The sequence below is a fragment of the Caballeronia sp. GAWG1-5s-s genome, assembly GCF_023631445.1.
Lineage (GTDB): Bacteria > Pseudomonadota > Gammaproteobacteria > Burkholderiales > Burkholderiaceae > Caballeronia.
The window spans coordinates 15,311-36,553 of record NZ_JALQDC010000023.1 but is presented as its reverse complement, the minus strand read 5'-3'; the positions used below and the strand labels follow the sequence as shown (position 1 = coordinate 36,553).

Sequence of the window (21,243 nt, the reverse complement as noted above, 5' to 3'; positions counted from 1 at the left end):
CATTACTACTGTCCCGACAGGACGCGCTGTTTCAGCACCCAGATTGCTGTCGGCACCGCGTAATACGCGCTCACGTTGCCCGTGACCAGTTTGCCCGTGAGTTGAACGCGCGCGTTTTCGCCGGGCTCGGCGTCGATAATCTGCACTGCCGACACATTCGACTGCTGCCGTCCGCCCTGCTGCCCGCTGCCCGCATTGACGACGCATACCGGGCTTGCCAGCGACAGCACCCACGCTGGCTTCGCTGCGGGGTCGGTCTGATGCGTGGCCTGACGCGTCACCGTGCCTTCGAGCGTGACAATATCGCCGTCGGCGTAGCACTGCGCCGCCCGCGCCGGACCCGCGCTCGCTGCCCACAGCACGAAGATCCACGCGCACGCTTTCGCCGTCATTCGGGCCTCGCGAGGGGCGCGCCGCTGGCGGCACGCGGAGTCTGAAAGAAGGTAGACACTTTAGGCGATCCGCGTTGGGGTCGCAACCCGGCAAAATTGCCAGTGCGGCGGCGCCCAAAGGTCCACCCGTGCGGGAACGGCCGTTGCTTCATTTGTCTTACGATCAACACACGCGCATGTATCGCCAGGCGCCGTCGTTCGATCCCGGTCAGCGACGCCCGCCCGCGATAACGGCGCGAACAGGCGGCCTGCGCGTGGGCGGGCCGACGGAGGGCGACGATGCATCAGACGGCAAACCAGACGAATCAGGTAATCGTAGGCGTGTTCGACTCGTATCGCGACGGACACGAGGCGCTGCGCGCGCTGCAAACGGCGGGACTGTCCCGAGACGACGCGCATCTGTATCGCGCGGGCCACGGCGACGCGCAACTCAAAGCGCTCGCGATGCCATCGCACGAAGAAGACGAGGCCGAGTACGTCGCGCATGGCGAACATCAGGGCGTGGTCGGCGCGCACAACCGCTTCGCTGCACGCGAGCCGCTCGCGCCGCGGCCGCCCGCTCCCGCCGCATCCGACGACAGTTGCCGCGAACGCACGCTTCTCATCATCCGTATGACCGACGACATCAAACCCGGCGCGATCGGCGACATGCTGCATGAGCACGGCGCAGTGGCCGTGAAGGACCCGGCCGGTCACTGGCGCTTTTCTCCTTACCGAAACCACGCGCGCGCTTGAAGCGCGGCGTCCGTGGCTCTAATGCATGCGCCGGTGCCCGGTCTCGACGCGAGGCGCGCCGGCTTCGCCGGATGACGCCGAATCGGGCTCAGCCTCGTCGGCCTCTTCCTCTTCCGCTTCCTGCTGTGCGAGACGCACCGCCTCCTGTGCCGCCGCCGCGCGCAGCGCTCGACATTGCGCGGAACGCCGCAGCGTGGCGAGCAGACGCACCATTTCTCTTGGTCTGGCTCTCATCGTGGTCTCCCCGCCGCAGCGTTGAGAAATTACTTTAAGTCTAGGCGGCAATCCGTGGATGGCGAAGCCTTTCGCGCAAAATAATCGCGTTCGACGTTCCGCTTTTCTCGAGGCGCAGGCGATCGCAAAATCATTGGCAGTGAACCGTCCAGTACATTTTTTAGTGCCGTGACCAAGGCACAACAGCCGCTCGCGGAAGCTGACTGTCGCCTTGCCAGCTTCTGTCGATGTACGCAGAATGGAAGCAACGGCTTAAAAGCGCCGTCCTGATCCACGGATGACCAACCGGCGAACACTCGATGGCGACCTTAGAGGGCAAGGCACGGTACGCGGTAGCGACGGACAGCGCCGGTGCCGGCATCGCGATCATGATTCTGACCACGGCGGCCTTCGCGGCGAGCGATTCCACGGTCAAGCTGATCGGCGCTGCGGTCCCGGTCGTCGCGCTGTTGTGGGTGCGCTATCTGTTCCAGATGATCGTGCTCGGCGTCTGGCAGGCGCGACGCGGCGCGTTCGGCCTCTTTCGCACCTTCCACACCGGCAGTCTCAAACTGCAAATCGTCCGCGCGCTGCTGCTGCTGACGAACTCGGCATGCACGTTCGCCGCCCTGCGCTACTTGCCGCTTCCCGTCACCACTTCCCTTGCGATGCTCGCGCCGCTGATCTCGACGCTGCTCGCCGCGCTCGTCCTGAAGGACCACGTCTCGCGCGGAAAATGGGCGATGGTCGTGCTCGGTTTCGTCGGCATGTTGTTGATCGTGCGGCCGGGCGGCAGCGATTTCACCTGGTCGGTGATCTTGCCGATCGGCTCGGCGACGAGCTTCGCGTGCTTTCAGGTGGTATCGAGCCACCTGTCGCGCGTGGACGACGCGATCACGACCAACTTCCTGACCGCGCTCGTCGCGACGGTCGTGCTGTGCGCGCTCGTCTGGGCCGATCAGGCGCAGCTGCTGCCGGAACTCGCGCGCGTCGGCGCCGGCAGTTGGCTGCTTGTCGCGTTCATGGCGACGATGGCCACCGGCGGCCAATTGCTGATGCTTCAGGCTTTGCGGCGCGCGCCGCTCGCGGTGCTTATGCCCTTCTCGTACGCGCAACTCGCGTTCGCATCATGCTTTAGCTGGCTGTTATTCGGACAGGCGCCCGACGCGTGGATGACGGCCGGCATGTGCGTGATCGCCGCGAGTGGAATCGGCACCGTGCTGATGCACGGCCGCGAATAACCGGCGGATCGACGCCCGCCGTTTTTTAAGCGACGTTTCAGGCTGCGTGCGTCTGGCCGGTGCAGAGCCAATGCACGTCGACATCGAGTGCATGAGCGATACGGTTGAATGCGTGAAGCGGCGGCACCGTAATGCCCCGCCGCCAGAACTGCACGTCGTGTTCGCTCGCATCGACCCATTTGGCCGCTTTGGCGGAGCTTACGTTGGCGCGTTGCATCGCGCGATCGAGTCGCGCGGCCATTGCGCGCCGCAGGGTGTTGTCTTCGTGACTACGTTCAAGGTGTCCGATGGTTTGGGTATGTCGGCCCATGTTGCTTCAACTCTCTCGTTTTATATTTTCGCCGTTCAGCGCCGGCTGATATTCGCGCAGGTCGGAATCATACGAAGTCACGGTGACGGCTCAGTGACAGGCAATTCCTCGCTGCGTGCTTGTTGCGAAACGCAGGGCCGAATTCTTTCAAGTAGCAAGGGGAAGCGTCAAGTGGGGAAATAACGCATCGGCACGTGAGCGCCTCGGTGTTTACCCTTTTCCGGCCCCATACGGTTCTCGTCATTGATACGGACGATCGTGCAGTTGAATCGCCTGCGGATTACATCACCGCTTAATACCGATTAATGCAAGCCCAGTTCACCCGCGCAATTAGGCGATTATCGCGATACCTGAAGATGGGAATTGACAGGCATTATCTTTTCTCTAGAATGAGTCGTTCGCTGCGCTGCACAATCACGCGTAACTGAAGCAACTTCTAATGGAGTCCAGCATGAGCAGTCTTGCGCCAGAAACCTTTCTCGCGACCCAGCGGGCCGGCTTGGATGCCACCTTCGGATTCGCCACTCAGGCGGTTCAGGGCTTCGAAAAACTGATCGATCTGAACGTTCGCACATTGCGGACGGCTCTATCGGAGCAGCAGGAATTCATCGGCAAGAGCTTCTCCGTCCGCGATATTCAGGAGTTCTTCGCCGTTCAGAACGCCCGCATGCAAGCGAACGCGCAGCGCGCGCAAGCCTATTGGCAGGACGTCAACGAAATCGCTACCGGCGTGCGCGGCGCCTACATGCAAGCGGCGCAAGACCAACTGGAGAAGTCGCAGCGCAACGCGCAGGCGATCGTCGAAAGCCTTGTCACGAGCGCGCCGCTCGGCAGCGAGGCGGTCGTGTCGGCGTGGAAATCCGTCATCGATTCCGCCACGCAATCGGCGAACTCGGCCTACGAAGCGGCGCGCACTTCGACGCGCCAGGTCGTGGAAGCCGCGCAGACCGAGGCGAGCGCAACCGCGACCGCCAGCTTGCCGACGCCGCCCGCCGTGCGCGTCGTCTCCAACAAGCCGGCTGGCACGAAGAAGTAAGCATCGAGTAAGCATCAACTAAGCATCGCGCGCGAGGCGGGCGCGCTCCGCTTCGCGCGTTAGCGGGAAAAGGCCGTGAGCACGAGTTCGTGCGAATGGCCGATCCAGACCGCCGAATCGCGATGGTCGCGCAGATCGTCGCCCGTATTCGGATGCATGAACACATCCAGTTTGCCGTGATTCAGCGCGAGCCATTCGAGCATCGCCGTCAGTCGCTCGCTGCCGAAGCCGAGCTGAAAAGACCATAGCGGATGAGGTCCGACCGGACGTTCGTGAAAGCGGCCGAGCGTCAGCGCGCCGCTTTCGATGTCGCCGGCGAACCGCTCTGCGATCACCTGCCGAAGCTGCCATGCCTCGTCGCGGCTCGCGGCGTCGAAATAGACATGCGCGTGCCAGCCTGATACCGCGGGCGCGTTGTCGGGTGCCATCGTTCGATTCATCCGTCGCGAGTCGAGAGACGTCCGATTCTAATACGCGCCGCCGCCGCTGCTGCTCCCGCTGGACGAGCGGTTGTACGACGCGCCGCCGCCGTCCGTCTGACAACCGGCAAGCGCGGCCGTCACCAGCGCCAGAGCGACCACGACGATTCTTGCTAACTTCATAGATGCCTCCGTTCGTTGGACGGCGACCATGATCGACGCCGCATCCACTAAACGCACCGCCGAAGCCCGTTATTCCGCGTGCTAGACTACTGTACATGCGTACAGTTTCCGAGCCCGCCTACACCGTCGCCGTGCGCGCGCTCTGCGAGTTCACCGCGAAGCAAGGCGATCTCGACCTTCGTTTCACGCCGACGCCCACGGCGCAGGAAGGCGTAGCTGGCCACGTCACCGTCACGAGCCGCCGCCCGGCGGGTTATCTGAAGGAACTTGCGCTGTCTGAAGACTACGGCCCGCTGCGCGTGCGCGGCCGGGCGGATGGCTACGATCCCGCGCTGAACCGGCTCGAAGAAATCAAGACGCATCGCGGCAAGCTCGATTCCATGCCGCAGAATCATCGGCATTTGCATTGGGCGCAGGCGCGCGTCTACGGCCATCTCATGTGTCGCAAGCTCGGGCTCGACAGCATCGACATCGCGCTTGTGTACTTCGATATCGTCGATCAGACGGAGACCGTGCTCACGGAGACTCTGACCGCCGAAGCGCTCAAAGAACATTTCGACGCCCAATGCCAGCGGTTCATCGCGTGGGCGGAGCAGGAAGTGCGGCATCGCGCGGCGCGAGATGCGGCGCTTTCCGGGCTCGTCTTTCCGCACGGCGCGTTCCGGCCCGGACAGCGGGCGCTCGCCGAAGCGGTGTATCGCGCGGCGGTGTCCGGCCGATGCGTCGTCGCGGAAGCGCCGACGGGCATCGGCAAGACGATCGGCACGCTGTTTCCGCTACTCAAGGCGTGGCCCGCGCAGCAGCTCGACAAGATCTACTTTCTGACCGCGAAAAGCGCGGGCCGTCAGTTGGCGCTCGACGCTCTCTCGACGCTCGCCGCGTCCGCGCCGAAGTCGCTGCGCGTGGTCGAACTCGTCGCGCGCGACAAGGCGTGCGAGCATCCCGACCGCTCGTGTCACGGCGAGTCGTGCCCGCTGGCGCGCGGCTTCTACGATCGCCTGCCGGCTGCCCGCGCCGCCGCGCTGCAACGGGAGCATCTGGATCGCGCGTCGGTGGCGGATGCGGCGCGCGAGCACGCCGTCTGTCCGTACTATCTGAGCCAGGAATTGACGCGCTGGGCGGACGTGATCGTCGGCGACTACAACTATTACTTCGACACGAGCGCCATGCTCTTCGCGCTCGCGGAAGCGAATCGCTGGCGCGTGGCCGTGCTCGTCGACGAAGCGCACAACCTCGTCGAACGCGCGCGCGGCATGTATTCGGCGTCGCTCGATCAGGCCGCTTTCAACGCGATGCGCCGGAGCGCGCCGCCGTTTTTCAAGCGGATGCTGGCGCGCGTCGGTCGCAGTTTCAGCGACGCGAGCCGCGATCAACTGGCGGCGGGCATCGACTACGCGGCGCACGACGAGCCGCCCGCGGCGCTTTTGAGTGCGCTCGGACACGCGATCTCGGCGCTCACGGAGACGATGGCCGAGCAGCCGGACGCGTTCACGCCGGACGTGCTGCGCTTCTATTTCGACGCGCTGCACTTCACGCGCATCGCCGAGCGCTTCGGCGCGCATTCGATCTTCGACATCACGCTGTCCGGCAAAGGCCGCGCGGTGTTCTGCCTGCGCAACCTGATTCCCGGCCCGCATCTCGCGCCGCGCTTCGCCCGCGCCCATAGCGTCGCGCTCTTCTCGGCGACGCTCACGCCCGCGCATTACTACGCCGACACGCTCGGTCTGCCGGCGACGACCGTGCGCATCGACGTCGAATCGCCGTTCACCGCCGATCAACTCGACGTTCGCGCCGTCGCCGACGTATCGACGCGCTTTCGCGACCGCGAACGCTCCGTCGACCGCATCGCGGACCTCATCGCCGCCCAATACGTCCGCGCGCCGGGCAACTATCTGAGCTTCTTCAGCAGCTTCGACTATCTCGCGCAAGTGGCGTCGGCGCTCGAACGGCGCCATCCGTCGATCGTCTGCTGGCAACAGTCTCGCGGGATGAGCGAGGCCGACCAGCACGCGTTCCTCGCCCGCTTCGAACCGGACGGGCGCGGCATCGGCTTCGCGGTGCTCGGCGGCGCGTTCGGCGAGGCGATCGATCTGCCGGGAACGCGGCTCATCGGCGCATTTGTCGCGACGCTCGGTCTGCCGCAACTGAACGTGGTGAACGAGCAACTGAAGGCGCGCATGCACGCGGCATTCGGCGACGGCTACGCCTACGCCTATCTTTTTCCGGGCTTGCAGAAGGTCGTGCAGGCGGCCGGGCGCGTGATTCGCGGCCCGCAAGACCGCGGCGTGCTGTATCTGATCGACGACCGCTTCGCCCGCGCCGACGTGCGGCGCCTCCTGCCGGCGTGGTGGGACGTCAAGCTGCTGCGCGAGCGGGGATCAGCGGGCATCGCTCTTGCTGGTTAACGGCACCCCATGAGCCTGCGGCTGTCCGAAGCCTCGGCCACACATAAGGAGAAGCCCGATGTCCACCGCACAAGAACCGCTCGACGCGCTCAAGATTCTCGAAGAAGACCATCGCGCTGTCGAACAGTTGTTCGAAGCCTTCGACCGCGCGCCGAAAGACGACCTCGAACGCAAGTCGACGCTCGTTCAGCGCGCCTGCGAGTTGCTGACGATTCACGCGATCGTCGAAGAAGAGCTGCTCTATCCGGCCGCGCGTGAAGCCTTCGGCAGCGACGACGAGAAGATCGATGTCGAGGAAGCCTACGTCGAGCACTTCCTCGTCAAGACGCTGATCGAGAAGTTCACGCAACTGAAGGCCGGCGACGAAGGCTTCGACGCGACCTTCCGCGTGCTGAAGGAAAACGTGATGCATCACGTCGAGGAAGAGGAGTCGGAGCTCTTCAAGGAAATCCGCAAGACGAAGCTGGACGTCGCGGCGCTCGGCCAGAAGATCGAGGCGCGCAAGACGGAGCTGCAAAACCGCATCACCGAAGTGGCGACGCCGCGCTGAATGGCGCAGCAAGACCCGGAGTGTGCGGGCGGCGCGTCAGGCGCACAGTGGGAACCGGCACACGCACATCCGGAGCAACTGCATGAAGGCAATGGACAGCGCGCTCGCACCCGATGCGAGCGCGGACATTCCCGGGCGCATCGACGCGCTCGACTGGAACGATCTCGGCACGCAACTCGACTGCCAGGGCTCGGCCGTTGCGCCGGGCCTTTTTTCGCGCGACGAATGCGTGGCGCTCGCCGCGCTCTACGACGACGACGCGCGCTTTCGCAGCCGGGTGGTGATGGAGCGGCACAGCTTCGGGCGCGGCGAGTACAAGTACTTCGCGTATCCGTTGCCCGACGTGCTCGATGCCGTGCGCGGCGCGGCCTACCGGCATCTGGCGCCGATCGCGAATCGCTGGAACGAGGTCATGCGCATCGACACGCGCTATCCGGACGAACACGCGGCGTTTATCGAGCGATGCCATCGCGCGGGCCAGACGCGCCCGACGCCGCTGCTCCTTCGCTACGTGCCGGGCGACTACAACTGCCTGCATCAGGACCTATACGGCGAGCATGTCTTCCCGATTCAGACGGCAATTCTGCTCTCCGCGCCGGGACGCGACTTCACCGGCGGCGAGTTCGTGATGACGGAACAGCGGCCGCGCATGCAGTCGCGCGTGGAAGTCGTGCCGCTCGCGCAAGGCGACGCGGTGTTCTTCGCCGTGCATCAACGGCCGGTGAACGGTACGCGCGGCGCGTATCGCGTCAATATGCGGCATGGCGTCAGCCGCCTGCGCTCAGGCAAGCGTCATATGCTGGGCGTGATCTTTCACGACGCGCGTTGAGGCGCGAAGGCGAGCGCGAGCGCTCTATTCGTTTTCATCGAAGTAATGGCCGAAGCGCGCCTGCTTCGTCTTGATGTAGCGCTCGTTCTCTTCGCGCATCGGAATGGCCAGTGCCACGCGCTCGCTCACGGGGATGTCGTGGCGCAGAAGCGTGTCGAACTTCGACGGGTTATTGCTCATCAGCCGCACCGACTTCACGTTCATCGCGCGCAGGATGGCGGCGGCGGAGTCGTACTCGCGGGCGTCGTCGGGAAGGCCCAGGTGCAGGTTCGCATCGACCGTATCCAGCCCCTGCTCCTGCAACGCATACGCGCGAATCTTGTTCGCGAGGCCGATGCCACGCCCTTCGTGACCGCGCAGATACAGCAAGATGCCGCGGTTCTCGGCGGCGATATAGCGCAGCGCGAGGTCGAGCTGTTCGCCGCAGTCGCAGCGATACGAGCCGAACACGTCGCCCGTCACGCATTCGGAATGCAGGCGCGTGAGCACGGACTCGCCGTTGCTCACGTCGCCCATCACGAACGCGATGTGCTCGACATCCGTCTCCTTCACGCGATAAACGTACGAACCGAAGGTGCCGTAGCGCGTCGGAATGGTGGCGGTCGCGGCCAGTTCGACGTCCGCGCATTCGGCGCATTCGCCGAAGCGGTGATGAGAGTTCTGTACGTCCAGCGAGGGAGAAGCGGTTTTCATAGTCAATCAGCAAGTCCACGATGCCGGGAACGGCGGCGGTGTGCGCTGCGCCGGCCCGGCATGTCATGGTAAGGCCCATCGGGAAAGTTTGCAGATTGTCGCACGGCGCGCGCCGGCTTTACTCCTTTCCCTTAGTCGACGCTCACGCCGGATTCTCGAACGTGCCGGGACTGCGGTCGGTCGCGCGCCATTCGGGCTTGCGCACCGGATCGGCCTTCTTCAGCGCCTCGCGCACGCCCGCTGCGTCGAGGTCCGCCGTGTAGACGGGCGTCGCGGGCTGCTGACGCCACGAGTCGTCGATCTCGCCGTTGTCCACCGCATCGAAGCCGATCTCGTCGATCAGCTTCATCACGATGGTCTTCGCGCGATGGTCGTCGCCCGATACCGGCAGCGCAATGCGCCCCGGCGTGCCCGCCGGCTTGCCGCCCTTGCGCAGATGTGCCGCGTAGATGTTGTTGAACGCCTTCACCACCGGCCGGCCGATCTGCTGTTCGACCCAGCGGCTTTCCGGCATGCCCTTCTCGATCTCCTCGATGCGCCCGTCGCGCTGCTGCGGATAGTAGTTGCCGGTATCGACCACGACGACGTTCTCCGGCACGCCCGCGAACAGATTCTTCGGCAAATCCGGCACTTTCGACTCCGGAATCGTCACGACGATGAGTTCCGCGCCCTTCACCGCGTCGCGCACCTCAACGGCGGTCGCGCCGGTGGTCCGCTCGACGTCGCGCAGCGAATCCGGCCCGCGCGAGTTGGCAATGTTCACGTCATGGCCGCACTTCGTGAAATGCTCGGCCAGAACCTGTCCGATGTTTCCCGCTCCAATGATTCCGATCTTCATGAACACCTCTTGATGGACGATTGAGACAGACCTCTTCGCAAGCCGGATGCCGCCGGATGCCGCAGGGTGGCAACGGGTGGATCGACACAATAGCCCAGATCAATTAGAATGATAAAATCAATCCACTTCCACGGATTGATAGTTTTAGTTCATAATCCATTCACTCCTTCAACAACACAGCTAGAGGAATCTGCTAAATGCCGATCATCAACAGCCAAGTCAAGCCGTTCAAGGCCACCGCTTATCACAACGGCGATTTCGTGACCATCACCGACGAAAACCTGAAGGGCAAGTGGTCCGTGTTCGTGTTCTATCCGGCCGACTTCACGTTCGTCTGCCCGACGGAACTCGGCGATCTGGCTGATCGTTACGAAGAATTCAAGAAGCTGGGCGTCGAAATCTACGGCGTTTCGACCGATACGCACTTCACGCACAAGGCATGGCACGACACGTCGGAAACGATCGCCAAGATCCAGTATCCGATGATCGGCGACCCGACGCTCGCGATCTCGCGCAACTTCGACGTGCTGATCGAAGAAGAAGGCCTGGCGCTGCGTGGCACGTTCGTGATCAACCCGGAAGGCGAGATCAAGCTGTGCGAAATTCACGACAACGGCATCGGCCGTGACGCGGGCGAACTGCTGCGCAAGGTGCAGGCTGCCCAGTACGTCGCAGCGCACCCGGGCGAAGTCTGCCCCGCCAAGTGGACGCCGGGCGCTGAAACGCTGACGCCGTCGCTGGACCTCATCGGCAAGATCTAAGCCTCGCCATTCGACGAGCGCATCACGGACCTTGTCGCTGAATCGGCGGCAAGGTCAAAGCTCCAAACACGCTTTCGATGCGGCGCTTCGCGCGCCGTGTCGGAGCGTGTCCGCAACATCCCAAGAACAACGCCACGGAACGGACAACGCCATGCTGGACGCCAACCTCAAGAATCAGTTGAAAGCCTATCTGGAAAAGGTCACCCGGCCGATCGAGCTCGTCGCCTTCCTCGACGACAGCGACAAGTCGCGTGAGCTGAAGGGCCTGCTCGACGAAATCGCTTCGCTGTCGACGCAGATCAGCGTCGTCGAGAAAGGGGACGCCTCCGCGCGTCGTCCATCGTTCACCATCGGCGAGCCGGGCAAGGGCGCGGGCATCCAGTTCGCGGGCATTCCGATGGGCCACGAATTTACGTCGCTCGTGCTGGCGCTGCTGCAAACCGGCGGCCATCCGATCAAGCTGGATGACGCGACCATCGAACAGATTCGCAATCTCGACGGCGACTACCGCTTCGAGACGTATTTCTCGCTGTCGTGCCAGAACTGCCCGGAAGTCGTGCAGGCGCTGAACGTGATGGCGATCATCAACCCGCGCATCAAGCACGTCGCGATCGACGGCGCGCTCTTCCAGAACGAAGTCGAAGAGCGTCAGGTCATGGCCGTGCCGACGATGTTCCTGAACGGCGAGAGCTTCGGCCAGGGCCGCAGCGGCGTGAAGGAAATCCTCGCGAAGCTGGATAGCGGCTCGGCCGCCCGTGCCGCGAAGGAACTGGAGAAGAAGCCCGTGTTCGACGTGCTGATCGTCGGCGGCGGGCCGGCTGGCGCGGCTGCGGCGATCTATGCGGCGCGCAAGGGCATCGCGACGGGCGTCGTCGCCGAGCGCTTCGGCGGTCAGGTGCTCGACACCATGGCGATCGAGAACTTCGTCTCGGTGCAGGAAACGGAAGGACCGAAGTTCGCCACGGCGCTCGAACAGCACGTGAAGAGCTACGAAGTCGACGTGATGGACGTGCAGCGCGCCGAGAAGCTGGTGCCCGGCCGCATCCACGAAGTGCAACTGGCGAGCGGCGCGGTGCTGAAGGCGAAGACGATCGTGCTGGCGACCGGCGCGCGCTGGCGCGAAATCAACGTGCCGGGCGAACGCGAGTATCGCGGACGCGGCGTGGCGTACTGCCCGCACTGCGACGGCCCGCTCTTCAAGGGCAAGCGCGTTGCCGTGATCGGTGGCGGCAATTCGGGCGTCGAGGCGGCGATCGATCTGGCGGGCGTGGTGGCGGCGGTGACATTGATCGAATTCGGCGCGGAACTGCGCGCTGACGCGGTGCTGCAGAAGAAGCTGCGCAGCCTGCCGAACGTGACCATCGTCACGAGCGCGCAGACCACGGAAATCACCGGCGACGGCAAGAAGGTCAACGGCCTGAACTACACGGACCGCGCGACGGGCGCGAGCCACCGCGTGGAACTGGAAGGCGTGTTCGTGCAGATCGGTCTGGTGCCGAACACCGAATGGCTCAAGGGCACGGTGGAGCTGTCGAAGCACGGCGAGATCGTCGTCGATGCGAAGGGCGCGACCTCGGTCCCGGGCGTGTTCGCCGCCGGCGACGTGACGACGGTGCCGTTCAAGCAGATCGTGATCGCGGTCGGCGAAGGCGCGAAGGCATCGCTCGGCGCGTTCGATCACCTGATCCGCGCATCGGTGGAAGACGAAGCGCCGGCAGAGGAAGCAGTCGCCGCGTAAGTTAGCCGTCAGCGGTAGCAGTGAACGAAAGGCGAACGGAGCGATCCGTTCGCCTTTTTTCTTTCGTGCGCTCACTCCGCGCTCGTGCTCTTGGGCTTCAGAACCAGCGGAAACGTCACTTCGAACACGCTTCCGTGGCCCTTCGACGAGTGGAAGCGCAATTCGCCATCGAGCGTGCGCGTCAGTTCCTTGACGATGGCGAGACCGAGCCCCGTGCCGGGAATATCGTCCCCGGCGGCGCGCTGGAACTCCTCGAACACGCGCTCCTGATCCGCTTCGCTGATGCCGACACCGGTATCGGCCACGCGCAGCCGCCAGCGGTCCTCGGGCGCGGCGGTGATCGACAACACGATCTCGCCCGACGACGTGTACTTGACCGCGTTGGACAGCAGATTCAGCGCGACCTGTTTGACCTTCAGCCGGTTCGACACCACGGTGCTGAGCGTGGGATCGACATGCCCGGTTAATTTGAGCCCTTTCGCCTCGGTGGCGACGCGGCTCGACTGCATCAGTTCGTCGAACAGGCTAGCCAGATCGAAGCTGTCCACGGTCAACATGGAATCGTCGCTTAACAGCTTCGAGTATTCGACCATCTCGTCGACGAGCGTCGCCATGTCCACCACCTGTCTGTTCGCGAGCCCGAGAGCGGTATCGCGTCTGCCGGGCGAACGCGCGGCCAGTTGCAGCGCGGTCGAGAACACATTGAGGAAATTGCGCAGATCATGCGCGACGCGCCGCGTGACCTGCATGCGCGACTCGTAAAGATCGCCGATGAGCTGCTGGCGCAGCGTCAGTTCCTGATTCGCGCGCTCCAGCATGCCGGTGTATTCGTCGATCTTCCGGTCGCGCTCGGTCACCGCTTCGCGAACCGATGCCAGCGTGACGAGGCTCACCACTTCGTCGGTCATGAGGCGCGCGTATTCTTCGTCCGCGCGGCTGAAGTCCTCATGCGACGCCGCGTATTCGCCGATTGCGGACAACAGAACCTGTCTGAAGAGATCGAGCTCGCGCACCAGTTCGTCGATGCGATAGCCTTGCTGCCAGCGCCATTGGCCGTGTTGGCGGGCGTCGTGCTCGAGCGCGCCTTCCTGCCCGCTCAGATTGCGCGTTTCGAGGACGTTGCAAATTTCTTCGAGGATGCTCGGCAGATGATCCGCAAGCTGGCGATACGTGAGCTGGTCCGAATGCTCGACTTCCTGATCGCCGAAAACGAGCTTCATCCATCTCTCGGTCAGCGCGGCCTGCTGCGTGCGCAGCGCGGCCACGAGTCCGTTCATGCCGTCGGCGGGAATGTCGCGCATGTGCGATTCTCCGAATTCTGCGCGCCGGAGACGGCGCTGAAGGACCGGTCGTTGGACCGGAAGTGCGACAGTTCGACAGTGCGGCAAATACATCGGCAGTATAGGCCGACAGCGGTGTGTCTAGTGCAAATCCGACCGGTCTAATCGGGCACTTGCGCCAAGCTTTACCTGCGGCGCTCCCTTCATGCTCGCGCGCGCCGCCTGAATCGTGCAAGATTGCTCCGGTACCCGTGACGCGGCAATTGCAGGAGAGAAAATGACCTCATCGGGCGGCTGGGAAGCGAAGCAGTACAGTGTCTTCGAAGCGGAGCGCACGCGGCCGGTCCGCGATCTCCTTCACGCGGCGCAGGGCGCGACGGTTCGCGCGGCGGTGGATCTCGGCTGCGGGCCGGGCAACTCGACCGAGACGCTGCTCGCCTATGCGCCGCAGGCGAGCATCGTGGGCATCGACAGTTCCGCCGACATGATCGCGGCCGCGCGCAAACGCCTGCCGCAGTTGCGCTTCGAGCTGGCGGATATCTCCACCTGGAACGAAGCCGGCCCGTACGACCTGATACTCGCGAACGCGTCCTTGCAGTGGGTTCCCGATCACGAGACGCTGCTGCCGCGACTCGTCAGCCTGCTCGCGCCCGGCGGACGGCTCGCCGTGCAGATGCCGGACAACCTCGACGAGCCCTCTCACAGGCTCATGCGCGAGGTGGCGGCGAACGGGCCGTGGCGCGAGCGGCTCGCAGGCACCGAGCGCACGCTCCGCCACGATGCGCACTGGTACTACGCGCGCCTCACGCCGCACTGCGAGCGCGTCGATGTGTGGCGCACCATCTACCATCATCCGCTCGCAGGCGGCATCGACGCCGTCATCGAATGGTTCAAGGGCAGCGCGTTGCGGCCTATGCTCGCGAAGCTCTCGGCGGATGAACAGACCGCCTTTCTGGACCAGTACCGCGAAGCGCTCAAATCGGCCTATGAGGTTCTCGCCGACGGCACCGTGTTGCTGCCGTTCCCGCGCCTCTTCTTCGTCGCAACACGCTGATGCAGCCTTACTGCGCCCGCCCGTTGTCCCGCAGCATCTGCACGAACTGGCGCGCGGCCGGTGAAAGCGCGCCGCCCTTTCGCGTCACGATGCCATACGTCTGCGATTTGAGCTTCATGCGTATCGGCAGCACGCGCAGCATGCCGTGGCGCTCGAACACGCGGGCGACGCTCGTTGGCAGAATCGATACGAGCTCCGGACTTTCCTGCAGCAGCGTGACCGTGACGAACGGCGATGCCGTCGAAATAGGATTGGCGGGCATCGGCAGACCCGCGAGATCGAGTTCGCGCTCGAGCAGCGCGCTCATCGGCAGATAGCTCGGATACGTGACCCAGCGGCGGTTCGCCAGATCCGCCAGCGCGGCTTCGCGCGCTTGCCCGTCGCCGCGCGCGCGTCCCGCCACGATGCACAGCGGCTCGTCCGTCAACGGCTGATAGTGATACTTCGACGGCTGCTCGGACACGCTCGCGCGCCCGATCACGAGATCGACGCGGCCGTCGTCCAGCATCGCGAGCATGTTCGCGCTCGTGTCCTCGACGATCTCGACCGCGAGATCCGGGTGCTTCGCGTGCATCTCGTTGACCATCGGCGCGACGACGCCCGGCACCGCGCCCATGATCGTGCCGACGGTCAGCCGCCCGCCCGTGCCCGCGCGAATCTGCGCGACTTCCTGACAGAGCGCGGACAAATCGGCCGCCAGCACGCGCGCATAGCGCACCACGCAGCGGCCGAACGGATTCGGGATGAGTCCCGTTTTCGCGCGCTCGAACAGCGGCGCTTCGAGCATGGACTCCAGTTCGGCGAGCGCCTTGCTCGCGGCGGACTGGGTCATCGCCATCGCGCTCGACGCCTTGTGCAGCGACTTGTGATCGTCGAGCGCGATCAGCAGTTGCAGTTGCTTCATGCGCAGCCGCGACATCAGGACATCGAGAGTCGTCTTCATCGTAAGAAAAGAAGTGCCGGTGATTCCAAAAAGCGATCAAGCGATGGAAAGCTTTCACTATACAGGCGCGTTCGCCGGGTCGTATAGTCGGCGCAGCACGACGCTCGCCAAGGAAGCGTCGCGACCCTCTATCACGGAAGGACGAGACACCATGGAACTCACAGGCAACCTGCTCATCGGACAGCAATCGGTGCGCGGCACGAACGGCACCATCAAGGCCGTCAACGCATCGACGGGCGCAGCCATCGAACCGGGATTCGGCGGCGCAACGCTCGACGATCTCGACCGCGCGTGCGCGCTCGCGTGGGCCGCGTTCGACGTCTATCGCGAAACGGCGCCCGAAGCCCGCGCGAAGTTTCTCGAAGCGATCGCGCAAAACATCCTCGATATCGGCGACGACCTGATCGAACGCTGCATGATCGAAAGCGGCCTGCCGCGCGGGCGTCTGGAAGGCGAGCGCGGCCGCACGGTCGGCCAGCTGCGCATGTTCGCGGATGTGGTGCGCAACGGCGATTACCTCGGCGTGCGCATCGACCCGCCGCAGCCCGACCGTAAGCCGATGCCGCGCGTGGATCTGCGCCTGCGTCATATCGGCGTCGGTCCGGTCGCCGTGTTCGGCGCGAGCAACTTCCCGCTGGCGTTCTCCGTCGCGGGCGGCGACACGGCGTCTGCGCTGGCCGCGGGTTGCCCGGTGATCGCGAAGGCGCACTCGGCGCATCCGGGCACGGCGGAACTCGTCGGCCGCGCGGTGCAAAAGGCCGTGAAGGACTGCGGCATGCCGGAAGGCACGTTCTCGCTGCTTTTCGACAGCGGCCGCGACATCGGCCAGGGTCTGGTGAAGGACAATCGCGTGAAGGCGGCCGGTTTCACGGGTTCGCGCGGCGGCGGCACGGCGCTGATGAAGCTCGCGGCCGAACGCGCCGAGCCGATCCCGGTTTACGCGGAAATGAGCAGCATCAACCCGGTTCTGCTGTTCCCGGCAGCGCTCGCGAACCGCACCGAAGCGATCGCGCGTGGTTTCGTGCAGTCGCTCGTGCTGGGCGCAGGCCAGTTCTGCACGAACCCCGGCCTGGTGCTCGCAGTCGATGGCCCGGACCTCGACAAGTTCATCGAAGCCGCATCCGCCGCGCTCAAGGAAACCGCCGCGCAGACGATGCTCACGCCCGGCATCCACAAGGCGTACGAAGGCGCGGTCGAGAAGATTGCTTCGCACGACGGCGTGAAGACCGCCGCTCGCGGCCTGCCGGCGCAGGGCGGCAATCAGGGTCAGGCGGCGCTCTTCGTCACGACCGCCGACGCGTTCCGTGAGAACCACGCGCTGCAGGACGAGATTTTCGGCGCGTCGTCGCTCGTCGTGCGCTGCCCGGACCTCGCCACGATGCGCGAGCTGATCGAATCGCTCGAAGGCCAGCTCACCGCCGCGCTGCAGATCGACGAAGCCGATTACGCCGACGCGCGCAGCTTCGTGGCTCCGCTCGAACGCCGCACGGGCCGTATTCTGGTGAACGGCTTCGGCACGGGCGTCGAAGTGGGCCACGCGATGGTCCACGGCGGCCCGTATCCGTCGACGGCCGATGGCCGCTCGACGTCGGTCGGCAGCCTCGCCATCAACCGCTTCTTGCGGCCCGTCAGCTATCAGGATCTGCCGGAAGCGCTGCTGCCCGATCCGGTCAAGTCAGATAATCCGCTCGGCCTGAACCGCCGTATCGACGGCAAGCTGCAACTGGCCAGCTGATCGTTGCCACGGAGCGCCCCTTGGGGCGCTCCATTCGTCATCCCACGATAGTTCGGAATCCTTCGCATCACCCGGGCCTAGCATATGCCGCGCCCGAGGCGGTGCAAAAACAACACGGCGCGCGCACCGGAACGCCTTTCGCATCAGCGGCTTAGCGAGCGGCCGCCGGCCATTGTCGGTTATCGGCTAAAGAATGGCGTCTCACCACCGCGGCCCCGCGCCCAGAATATCCTGATGAGAGTAGCGAAGCGTGGCGCTGCGCGCGCACCGGAACGGTGTCGCGGCTGCATCGATTGCGCATTCGCATCCGACGAGGGCCATGCGCCGCCGCTTGACGGCAGGCGCGAGACGACACGCAGCACGGAGCCACCGCGCAGCCGCCGCCGTCGGGCGGCCCGAAGTAGGTGCGAAACGCAATTGACGTGCGTCGAGGGTTGACGCCATATTCGGATTTCGTCTTCCGCCGGCCAGCTTGACCGGAAGAGGAAACAATACGAAGGATTGCTGCCGCCCGGACGCCCCGGCGTTCATACGAGCCGGGCGCACGGCGGCCACGTTATCGCACATGTCCTTCGAGGGCTTCAGCATGACCACGCGTTTGACGTTTCCCGCATCCATGTTTTCCGTCGTCTGCCAGCGCTGCGGCAGCACCGTGCGCAAAAACGCCGACAGTTGCCCGAACTGCGGCGCCGATCGCAGCGCGGCTTTCGGCCGCAAACGCGGCGGCGCGGCACGTCCGCGCGCCAACATGTTCGAGCAACAGATGTCGAATCCGCCGTTCGTTTCGGCGTCCGCTTCCACGCCCGTCGACGATGGCGAACCCGGCATGGGTTCCGGCTGGGCCGGCGGCTGGGACCCGAAGCGCGCGAGCGAACGCATCGCGCAGAAGGCCGCCGAGCACCGGGCAAAGCGCGTCGAGCAATCCGCGCGCAACGCTTACGCCGATCCGAGCAACGATCCGGACGCCCTGCCCGGCCCCGACCGATGGCGCGGCAGCAAGACGCTCATCGCCGGCGCGTGCGCGCTCGCGCTCGTGGCGGGCGGCGTCGCCTACATGCAATACGGCGCGGACGACCGCCCGGCTTCAGGGGAACTGAGCGCGTCCGGTGCCATCGACGCGAAACTCGGTCCTTTCGGGCGCGGCGCAACCGATGCATCCAATTCGACCGACGCCAGCCCTTCCGCCGACGCGCCCGCGCAACAAGCTCCCGGCGCGGCGAAAACTGGCGCGTCGACACTCGCTCCCGGCGATCCGCTGCAAGGCACGCGCGCGGCGCTGGACCAGCACGATCTGACGCTGGCGCGCGCCCGGATGAAGGCGCTGCCGGCTCGCGAGCAGGCGCGCCCCGAGTTCGACGCGCTGAAAGACGAGCTCGTCAAACGCGAACAGCAACGCGACGCGGCGCTGCAACTGGCGCGGGCCTGCGAACGCACGTCCGCGTGGGCGTGCGTGCAGCAGAACGCCGCCGAGGCGCTCGCGCTCGATGGCGGCAATGCCGAGTCGCAAGCCATGCTGGAGCGCGTGATCACGCATGCCGGCTGGCTCGTCGCGACGCCGCAAGGCGCAAAGAAAGGCACCACGGCCGGCAGTCCCACCGACGTCCCGAATACCGGCACCGCCGTTGCCGGCAGCGTCACGCCGGCGCCCGCTGCGGCAGCGACGCCGCCCGCTGCCGTTGCTGCGCAGGCAAACGTTGCATCGGCTCCGCAGGCGGACAAGACCGACGCCCTGGCCGCGAAGCCCGCGCCCGACAAGCGCAGCGGACAACGCAGCGCGAACGCGGCGGCGGCCGCCGCTGCCGCTGCGGCCGCCCGGCAGGCCGCGCTCGACGACGCCCGCGCCGCCGAATACACATCGCGCGCCGAGAAGATCGCGCGCGCGCAAGCCGCGACGAACGCGATGGTCGCGGCCACGATTCTCCCGCCGTCGCCCAGCGTCGCGTCTCCGGCCAAGCCTGCCACGCCCGCAGCGACCGAGCCTGTCGCCGCCGCGCCCGCCGCTCCGGCTGCGGCCAAGCCGTCGACCGCCGCGCCGGCGCAGGCTCAGGAGTCCGGTAACGGCATGTATGTCGCGACGAGCCCGCCGAACAGCAACGGCATGTATGTCGCGCCGAGCAGCGTGCAGGGCGAGATGTATGTCGCCCCCGCCGCGCCGAACGGCATGTATGTCGCGCCGGCAGCGCGGCCTGTGCCTACGCCGTCGCCTGCGCCGGCTGCCGCGCCGACCCAGCGCGCGACGCCTGCGGGCCCGCAATCGTCAGTGCCGCCGCTTCTGCCGCAGGCTGCCGCGATCCAGCCGCAAGCCGCGCACGCATTGCCGTCCGGCTCGCAGGCCGTGCGGCCCGCCAGCATCGAGCGTCCGGCGGTCGCCACGACGACCGTCGCGACCGCCACCGCGAGCACGCTGCCCACGACCACCGTCAGCGGCACCGCGCGCACGGCAACATCCTTCGGGGCGTCGAGCGTGACGGCGCGCATGGACGCCGACAAGACCGACGATGTGGAGCGCGCCATCAAGCAATACGGCTGGAGCAGCGGCAACGAAAGGCCCGCGACCGCGCGCTGACCGGTTTCCGCATCGCCTCCGCGCTATCGCATTACCGGCATTACCGGCATTACCTGCATTACCGGCATTACCGGCATTACCGGCATTACCGGCATTACCGGCATTACCGCATCACCCGTATCACGCGACGCCCGCGCGTCGCGTGACTTTCAAAGAACCCGTCCAACTCGACTCAAGGGTCAATCATGGTCTCCAGCCAATTCATGCGGATTGCCGCGCGGAGGGCGTTCGCCCTCTGCGCTTTCGTCGGACTCGCCTGTGCCGCGCAAGCCGGCTACGCGGCCGATCCCGTGCCGTACAAAATCACAACCGGGCAGGAACGCGGCACCTATATTCAGATCGGGCAGGATTTGTCGAAGTACGTGGCGGAGCCCGCCGGCATGGACCTCGAAGTGCTGCCGTCGAAAGGATCGGCCGAAAACGTCCAGCGCATGCGCTATGAGCCCGGCGTGAAGTTCGCGCTGGTGCAGTCGGACGTGTATCAGGCTTACCTCGACATGGCGAACTCCGGCAACGCCGAGGCCGGCCGGATCATTCAGCCGCTGCGGCTCATCATGCCGCTGTACGACGAGGAGATTTATTTCGTCGTGCGTTCGGATTCGCCGCTCAAGAATATCAACGAGATCAAGGGCAAGAACATCAGCGTCGGGCCGATCGGCAGCGGCACGGCGCAGTCCGCGGAAACGCTGTACCGGCTGATGTTCGGCGAGCCGATTCCCGAAGCCAACGAGCAGCACTACAACAACGAAGACGCGCTTGCCAAGCTCATCGTGCGCAAGATCGACGTCGCGGTCATCGTCGCCGGCCAGCCCGCCAAGCTGTTTCAGGACATGAACCCCGAGTTGCTTCAGCAGATCAAGCTGCTGCGCCTCGACCCGTCCGCGCCTGAAACGGCTCGCGCAAAGCAGACGTATTTCCCCGCGACCATCCGCACGACGAGCTACCCGAACTGGATTCAGGAAGACACGCCGACGCTGACCGTGAAGGCGTTCCTCGTCACGTACGACTACGGTCTGCGCGGCACGGTCGGCGCGCTGTCGAAGTTCGCGGATTCGCTCTGCGCCAATTTCGATACGCTCCAGGCGAGCGGGCATCCGAAGTGGAAGCAGGTCCACCTCGAATTACCGCCGCTCACGCGCGGCTGGAAATACTATCCGCCGATGGAAAAGCACTTGCGCGCGTGCATCGCCAAGCGCGCGGCGCTCGCGCAGTCGCAGGGCTCGGCGCAGACCGTGTCGGCGCGCGGCACGGACGCCGCCGCGCAGAAGAAGAAGTCATCCTGCACCGCGCAGGAAAAGCTGCTGCTGCTCTGCGACCAGTAA

The 21,243-nt window shown here is 65.3% G+C and carries 22 protein-coding genes; 13 read left to right on the top strand and 9 right to left on the bottom strand.

All coding sequences use genetic code 11. The annotated features are described in order from the left end of the window. Positions 1–5: 5 nt before the first annotated feature. Positions 6–392 carry a hypothetical protein gene (locus NCR34_RS16630; RefSeq protein ID WP_250500553.1) on the bottom strand — a complete coding sequence of 129 codons (387 nt, stop codon included), beginning with the start codon at positions 390–392 and terminating at the stop codon, positions 6–8. Between the two features lie 279 nt (positions 393–671). Here NCR34_RS16630 and NCR34_RS16625 point away from each other — a divergent pair, with 279 nt between their 5' ends. Further along, positions 672–1,127, top strand: a complete 456-nt coding sequence (locus NCR34_RS16625; RefSeq protein WP_250500552.1) for a hypothetical protein — start codon at positions 672–674, stop codon at positions 1,125–1,127. Between the two features lie 18 nt (positions 1,128–1,145). On the opposite strand, the gene NCR34_RS16620 is transcribed toward NCR34_RS16625, so the two are convergent. After that, the gene (locus tag NCR34_RS16620; protein WP_250500551.1) at positions 1,146–1,361 is read right to left on the bottom strand and encodes a hypothetical protein; all 216 of its coding nucleotides are present in this window, start codon (positions 1,359–1,361) and stop codon (positions 1,146–1,148) included. 299 nt (positions 1,362–1,660) lie between these two features. Between NCR34_RS16620 and NCR34_RS16615 the strand changes: the two genes are divergently transcribed. The 3 genes from NCR34_RS16615 to NCR34_RS16605 all read left to right on the top strand — a co-directional run bounded on the left by NCR34_RS16615 (position 1,661) and on the right by NCR34_RS16605 (position 3,927). Then, on the top strand, positions 1,661–2,581 hold the full coding sequence (locus NCR34_RS16615) for a DMT family transporter (RefSeq protein WP_250500550.1): 921 nt from the start codon (positions 1,661–1,663) through the stop codon (positions 2,579–2,581). A gap of 91 nt (positions 2,582–2,672) precedes the next feature. Further along, positions 2,673–3,074 carry a hypothetical protein gene (locus NCR34_RS16610; RefSeq protein ID WP_250500549.1) on the top strand — a complete coding sequence of 134 codons (402 nt, stop codon included), beginning with the start codon at positions 2,673–2,675 and terminating at the stop codon, positions 3,072–3,074. Positions 3,075–3,342: 268 nt separating this feature from the next. Next, the gene (locus NCR34_RS16605) at positions 3,343–3,927 is read left to right on the top strand and encodes a phasin family protein (protein ID WP_248323165.1); all 585 of its coding nucleotides are present in this window, start codon (positions 3,343–3,345) and stop codon (positions 3,925–3,927) included. Positions 3,928–3,986: 59 nt separating this feature from the next. On the opposite strand, the gene NCR34_RS16600 is transcribed toward NCR34_RS16605, so the two are convergent. Together NCR34_RS16600 and NCR34_RS28035 are read right to left on the bottom strand one after the other, a co-directional pair. Further along, the gene (locus NCR34_RS16600; protein WP_250500548.1) at positions 3,987–4,355 is read right to left on the bottom strand and encodes a DOPA 4,5-dioxygenase family protein; all 369 of its coding nucleotides are present in this window, start codon (positions 4,353–4,355) and stop codon (positions 3,987–3,989) included. A 39-nt stretch (positions 4,356–4,394) separates the two neighbouring features. Beyond that, complete coding sequence (locus tag NCR34_RS28035; RefSeq protein WP_255774964.1) at positions 4,395–4,529, bottom strand: hypothetical protein; 135 nt, start codon at positions 4,527–4,529, stop codon at positions 4,395–4,397. 95 nt (positions 4,530–4,624) lie between these two features. Between NCR34_RS28035 and NCR34_RS16595 the strand changes: the two genes are divergently transcribed. The 3 genes from NCR34_RS16595 (at position 4,625) to NCR34_RS16585 (ending at position 8,313) form a co-directional block, all read left to right on the top strand. After that, on the top strand, positions 4,625–6,934 hold the full coding sequence (locus NCR34_RS16595) for an ATP-dependent DNA helicase (RefSeq protein ID WP_250500547.1): 2,310 nt from the start codon (positions 4,625–4,627) through the stop codon (positions 6,932–6,934). Between the two features lie 58 nt (positions 6,935–6,992). After that, positions 6,993–7,484: a hemerythrin domain-containing protein gene (locus NCR34_RS16590; RefSeq protein WP_175941974.1), complete on the top strand. Its 492-nt coding sequence runs from the start codon at positions 6,993–6,995 to the stop codon at positions 7,482–7,484. Between the two features lie 91 nt (positions 7,485–7,575). Further along, entirely contained in the window at positions 7,576–8,313 is a 738-nt protein-coding gene (locus tag NCR34_RS16585; protein ID WP_502800099.1) for a 2OG-Fe(II) oxygenase, read from the top strand. Positions 8,314–8,337: 24 nt separating this feature from the next. Here the strand turns inward: NCR34_RS16585 and ribA are convergent, their stop codons facing one another. Together ribA and NCR34_RS16575 are read right to left on the bottom strand one after the other, a co-directional pair. Further along, positions 8,338–9,006, bottom strand: coding sequence for a GTP cyclohydrolase II (gene ribA / locus NCR34_RS16580; protein ID WP_244850281.1), 669 nt, complete (start codon positions 9,004–9,006; stop codon positions 8,338–8,340). A 142-nt stretch (positions 9,007–9,148) separates the two neighbouring features. Beyond that, a complete protein-coding gene (locus NCR34_RS16575) occupies positions 9,149–9,844 on the bottom strand; it encodes an NADPH-dependent F420 reductase (protein WP_250500545.1) in 696 nt (231 codons plus the stop codon). Between the two features lie 197 nt (positions 9,845–10,041). Between NCR34_RS16575 and ahpC the strand changes: the two genes are divergently transcribed. Beyond that, on the top strand, positions 10,042–10,605 hold the full coding sequence (gene ahpC / locus NCR34_RS16570; protein ID WP_175941980.1) for an alkyl hydroperoxide reductase subunit C: 564 nt from the start codon (positions 10,042–10,044) through the stop codon (positions 10,603–10,605). A gap of 151 nt (positions 10,606–10,756) precedes the next feature. Then, positions 10,757–12,343 carry an alkyl hydroperoxide reductase subunit F gene (gene ahpF / locus NCR34_RS16565; RefSeq protein WP_250500544.1) on the top strand — a complete coding sequence of 529 codons (1,587 nt, stop codon included), beginning with the start codon at positions 10,757–10,759 and terminating at the stop codon, positions 12,341–12,343. A 71-nt stretch (positions 12,344–12,414) separates the two neighbouring features. Here ahpF and NCR34_RS16560 read toward each other — a convergent pair whose 3' ends face one another. Beyond that, positions 12,415–13,644: a sensor histidine kinase gene (locus tag NCR34_RS16560; protein ID WP_250500543.1), complete on the bottom strand. Its 1,230-nt coding sequence runs from the start codon at positions 13,642–13,644 to the stop codon at positions 12,415–12,417. Between the two features lie 256 nt (positions 13,645–13,900). Here NCR34_RS16560 and tam point away from each other — a divergent pair, with 256 nt between their 5' ends. Further along, complete coding sequence (gene tam / locus NCR34_RS16555) at positions 13,901–14,677, top strand: trans-aconitate 2-methyltransferase (protein ID WP_250500542.1); 777 nt, start codon at positions 13,901–13,903, stop codon at positions 14,675–14,677. A 7-nt stretch (positions 14,678–14,684) separates the two neighbouring features. On the opposite strand, the gene NCR34_RS16550 is transcribed toward tam, so the two are convergent. Further along, positions 14,685–15,620 carry a LysR family transcriptional regulator gene (locus NCR34_RS16550; RefSeq protein ID WP_250500541.1) on the bottom strand — a complete coding sequence of 312 codons (936 nt, stop codon included), beginning with the start codon at positions 15,618–15,620 and terminating at the stop codon, positions 14,685–14,687. Positions 15,621–15,771: 151 nt separating this feature from the next. Here NCR34_RS16550 and NCR34_RS16545 point away from each other — a divergent pair, with 151 nt between their 5' ends. Beyond that, positions 15,772–17,355 (top strand): aldehyde dehydrogenase (NADP(+)), encoded by a 1,584-nt coding sequence (locus NCR34_RS16545; RefSeq protein WP_250500540.1) that lies wholly within the window; start codon positions 15,772–15,774, stop codon positions 17,353–17,355. A 201-nt stretch (positions 17,356–17,556) separates the two neighbouring features. On the opposite strand, the gene NCR34_RS16540 is transcribed toward NCR34_RS16545, so the two are convergent. Then, on the bottom strand, positions 17,557–18,156 hold the full coding sequence (locus tag NCR34_RS16540) for a hypothetical protein (RefSeq protein WP_250500539.1): 600 nt from the start codon (positions 18,154–18,156) through the stop codon (positions 17,557–17,559). Between NCR34_RS16540 and NCR34_RS16535 the strand changes: the two genes are divergently transcribed. After that, positions 18,119–19,921 (top strand): zinc ribbon domain-containing protein, encoded by a 1,803-nt coding sequence (locus tag NCR34_RS16535; RefSeq protein ID WP_250500538.1) that lies wholly within the window; start codon positions 18,119–18,121, stop codon positions 19,919–19,921. The genes NCR34_RS16540 and NCR34_RS16535 overlap by 38 nt on opposite strands. A gap of 185 nt (positions 19,922–20,106) precedes the next feature. Continuing rightward, the gene (locus NCR34_RS16530; protein ID WP_250500537.1) at positions 20,107–21,243 is read left to right on the top strand and encodes a TAXI family TRAP transporter solute-binding subunit; all 1,137 of its coding nucleotides are present in this window, start codon (positions 20,107–20,109) and stop codon (positions 21,241–21,243) included.

Excerpts from the sequence above, each read along its gene's own strand:
- NCR34_RS16615 (WP_250500550.1), top strand. The coding sequence starts at position 1,661 with ATGGCGACCTTAGAGGGCAAGGCACGGTACGCGGTAGCGACGGACAGC.
- NCR34_RS16530 (WP_250500537.1), top strand. The coding sequence starts at position 20,107 with ATGGTCTCCAGCCAATTCATGCGGATTGCCGCGCGGAGGGCGTTCGCC.
- NCR34_RS16575 (WP_250500545.1), bottom strand. The coding sequence starts at position 9,844 with ATGAAGATCGGAATCATTGGAGCGGGAAACATCGGACAGGTTCTGGCC.
- NCR34_RS16590 (WP_175941974.1), top strand. The coding sequence starts at position 6,993 with ATGTCCACCGCACAAGAACCGCTCGACGCGCTCAAGATTCTCGAAGAA.
- NCR34_RS16545 (WP_250500540.1), top strand. The coding sequence starts at position 15,772 with ATGGAACTCACAGGCAACCTGCTCATCGGACAGCAATCGGTGCGCGGC.
- ribA (WP_244850281.1), bottom strand. The coding sequence starts at position 9,006 with ATGAAAACCGCTTCTCCCTCGCTGGACGTACAGAACTCTCATCACCGC.
- NCR34_RS16625 (WP_250500552.1), top strand. The coding sequence starts at position 672 with ATGCATCAGACGGCAAACCAGACGAATCAGGTAATCGTAGGCGTGTTC.
- NCR34_RS16560 (WP_250500543.1), bottom strand. The coding sequence starts at position 13,644 with ATGCGCGACATTCCCGCCGACGGCATGAACGGACTCGTGGCCGCGCTG.
- NCR34_RS16605 (WP_248323165.1), top strand. The coding sequence starts at position 3,343 with ATGAGCAGTCTTGCGCCAGAAACCTTTCTCGCGACCCAGCGGGCCGGC.
- NCR34_RS16600 (WP_250500548.1), bottom strand. The coding sequence starts at position 4,355 with ATGGCACCCGACAACGCGCCCGCGGTATCAGGCTGGCACGCGCATGTC.
- NCR34_RS16620 (WP_250500551.1), bottom strand. The coding sequence starts at position 1,361 with ATGAGAGCCAGACCAAGAGAAATGGTGCGTCTGCTCGCCACGCTGCGG.
- NCR34_RS16630 (WP_250500553.1), bottom strand. The coding sequence starts at position 392 with ATGACGGCGAAAGCGTGCGCGTGGATCTTCGTGCTGTGGGCAGCGAGC.
- NCR34_RS16595 (WP_250500547.1), top strand. The coding sequence starts at position 4,625 with ATGCGTACAGTTTCCGAGCCCGCCTACACCGTCGCCGTGCGCGCGCTC.
- ahpF (WP_250500544.1), top strand. The coding sequence starts at position 10,757 with ATGCTGGACGCCAACCTCAAGAATCAGTTGAAAGCCTATCTGGAAAAG.
- NCR34_RS16535 (WP_250500538.1), top strand. The coding sequence starts at position 18,119 with ATGTCGAATCCGCCGTTCGTTTCGGCGTCCGCTTCCACGCCCGTCGAC.
- NCR34_RS16585 (WP_502800099.1), top strand. The coding sequence starts at position 7,576 with ATGGACAGCGCGCTCGCACCCGATGCGAGCGCGGACATTCCCGGGCGC.
- NCR34_RS28035 (WP_255774964.1), bottom strand. The coding sequence starts at position 4,529 with ATGAAGTTAGCAAGAATCGTCGTGGTCGCTCTGGCGCTGGTGACGGCC.
- tam (WP_250500542.1), top strand. The coding sequence starts at position 13,901 with ATGACCTCATCGGGCGGCTGGGAAGCGAAGCAGTACAGTGTCTTCGAA.
- NCR34_RS16610 (WP_250500549.1), top strand. The coding sequence starts at position 2,673 with ATGAGCGATACGGTTGAATGCGTGAAGCGGCGGCACCGTAATGCCCCG.
- NCR34_RS16550 (WP_250500541.1), bottom strand. The coding sequence starts at position 15,620 with ATGAAGACGACTCTCGATGTCCTGATGTCGCGGCTGCGCATGAAGCAA.
- ahpC (WP_175941980.1), top strand. The coding sequence starts at position 10,042 with ATGCCGATCATCAACAGCCAAGTCAAGCCGTTCAAGGCCACCGCTTAT.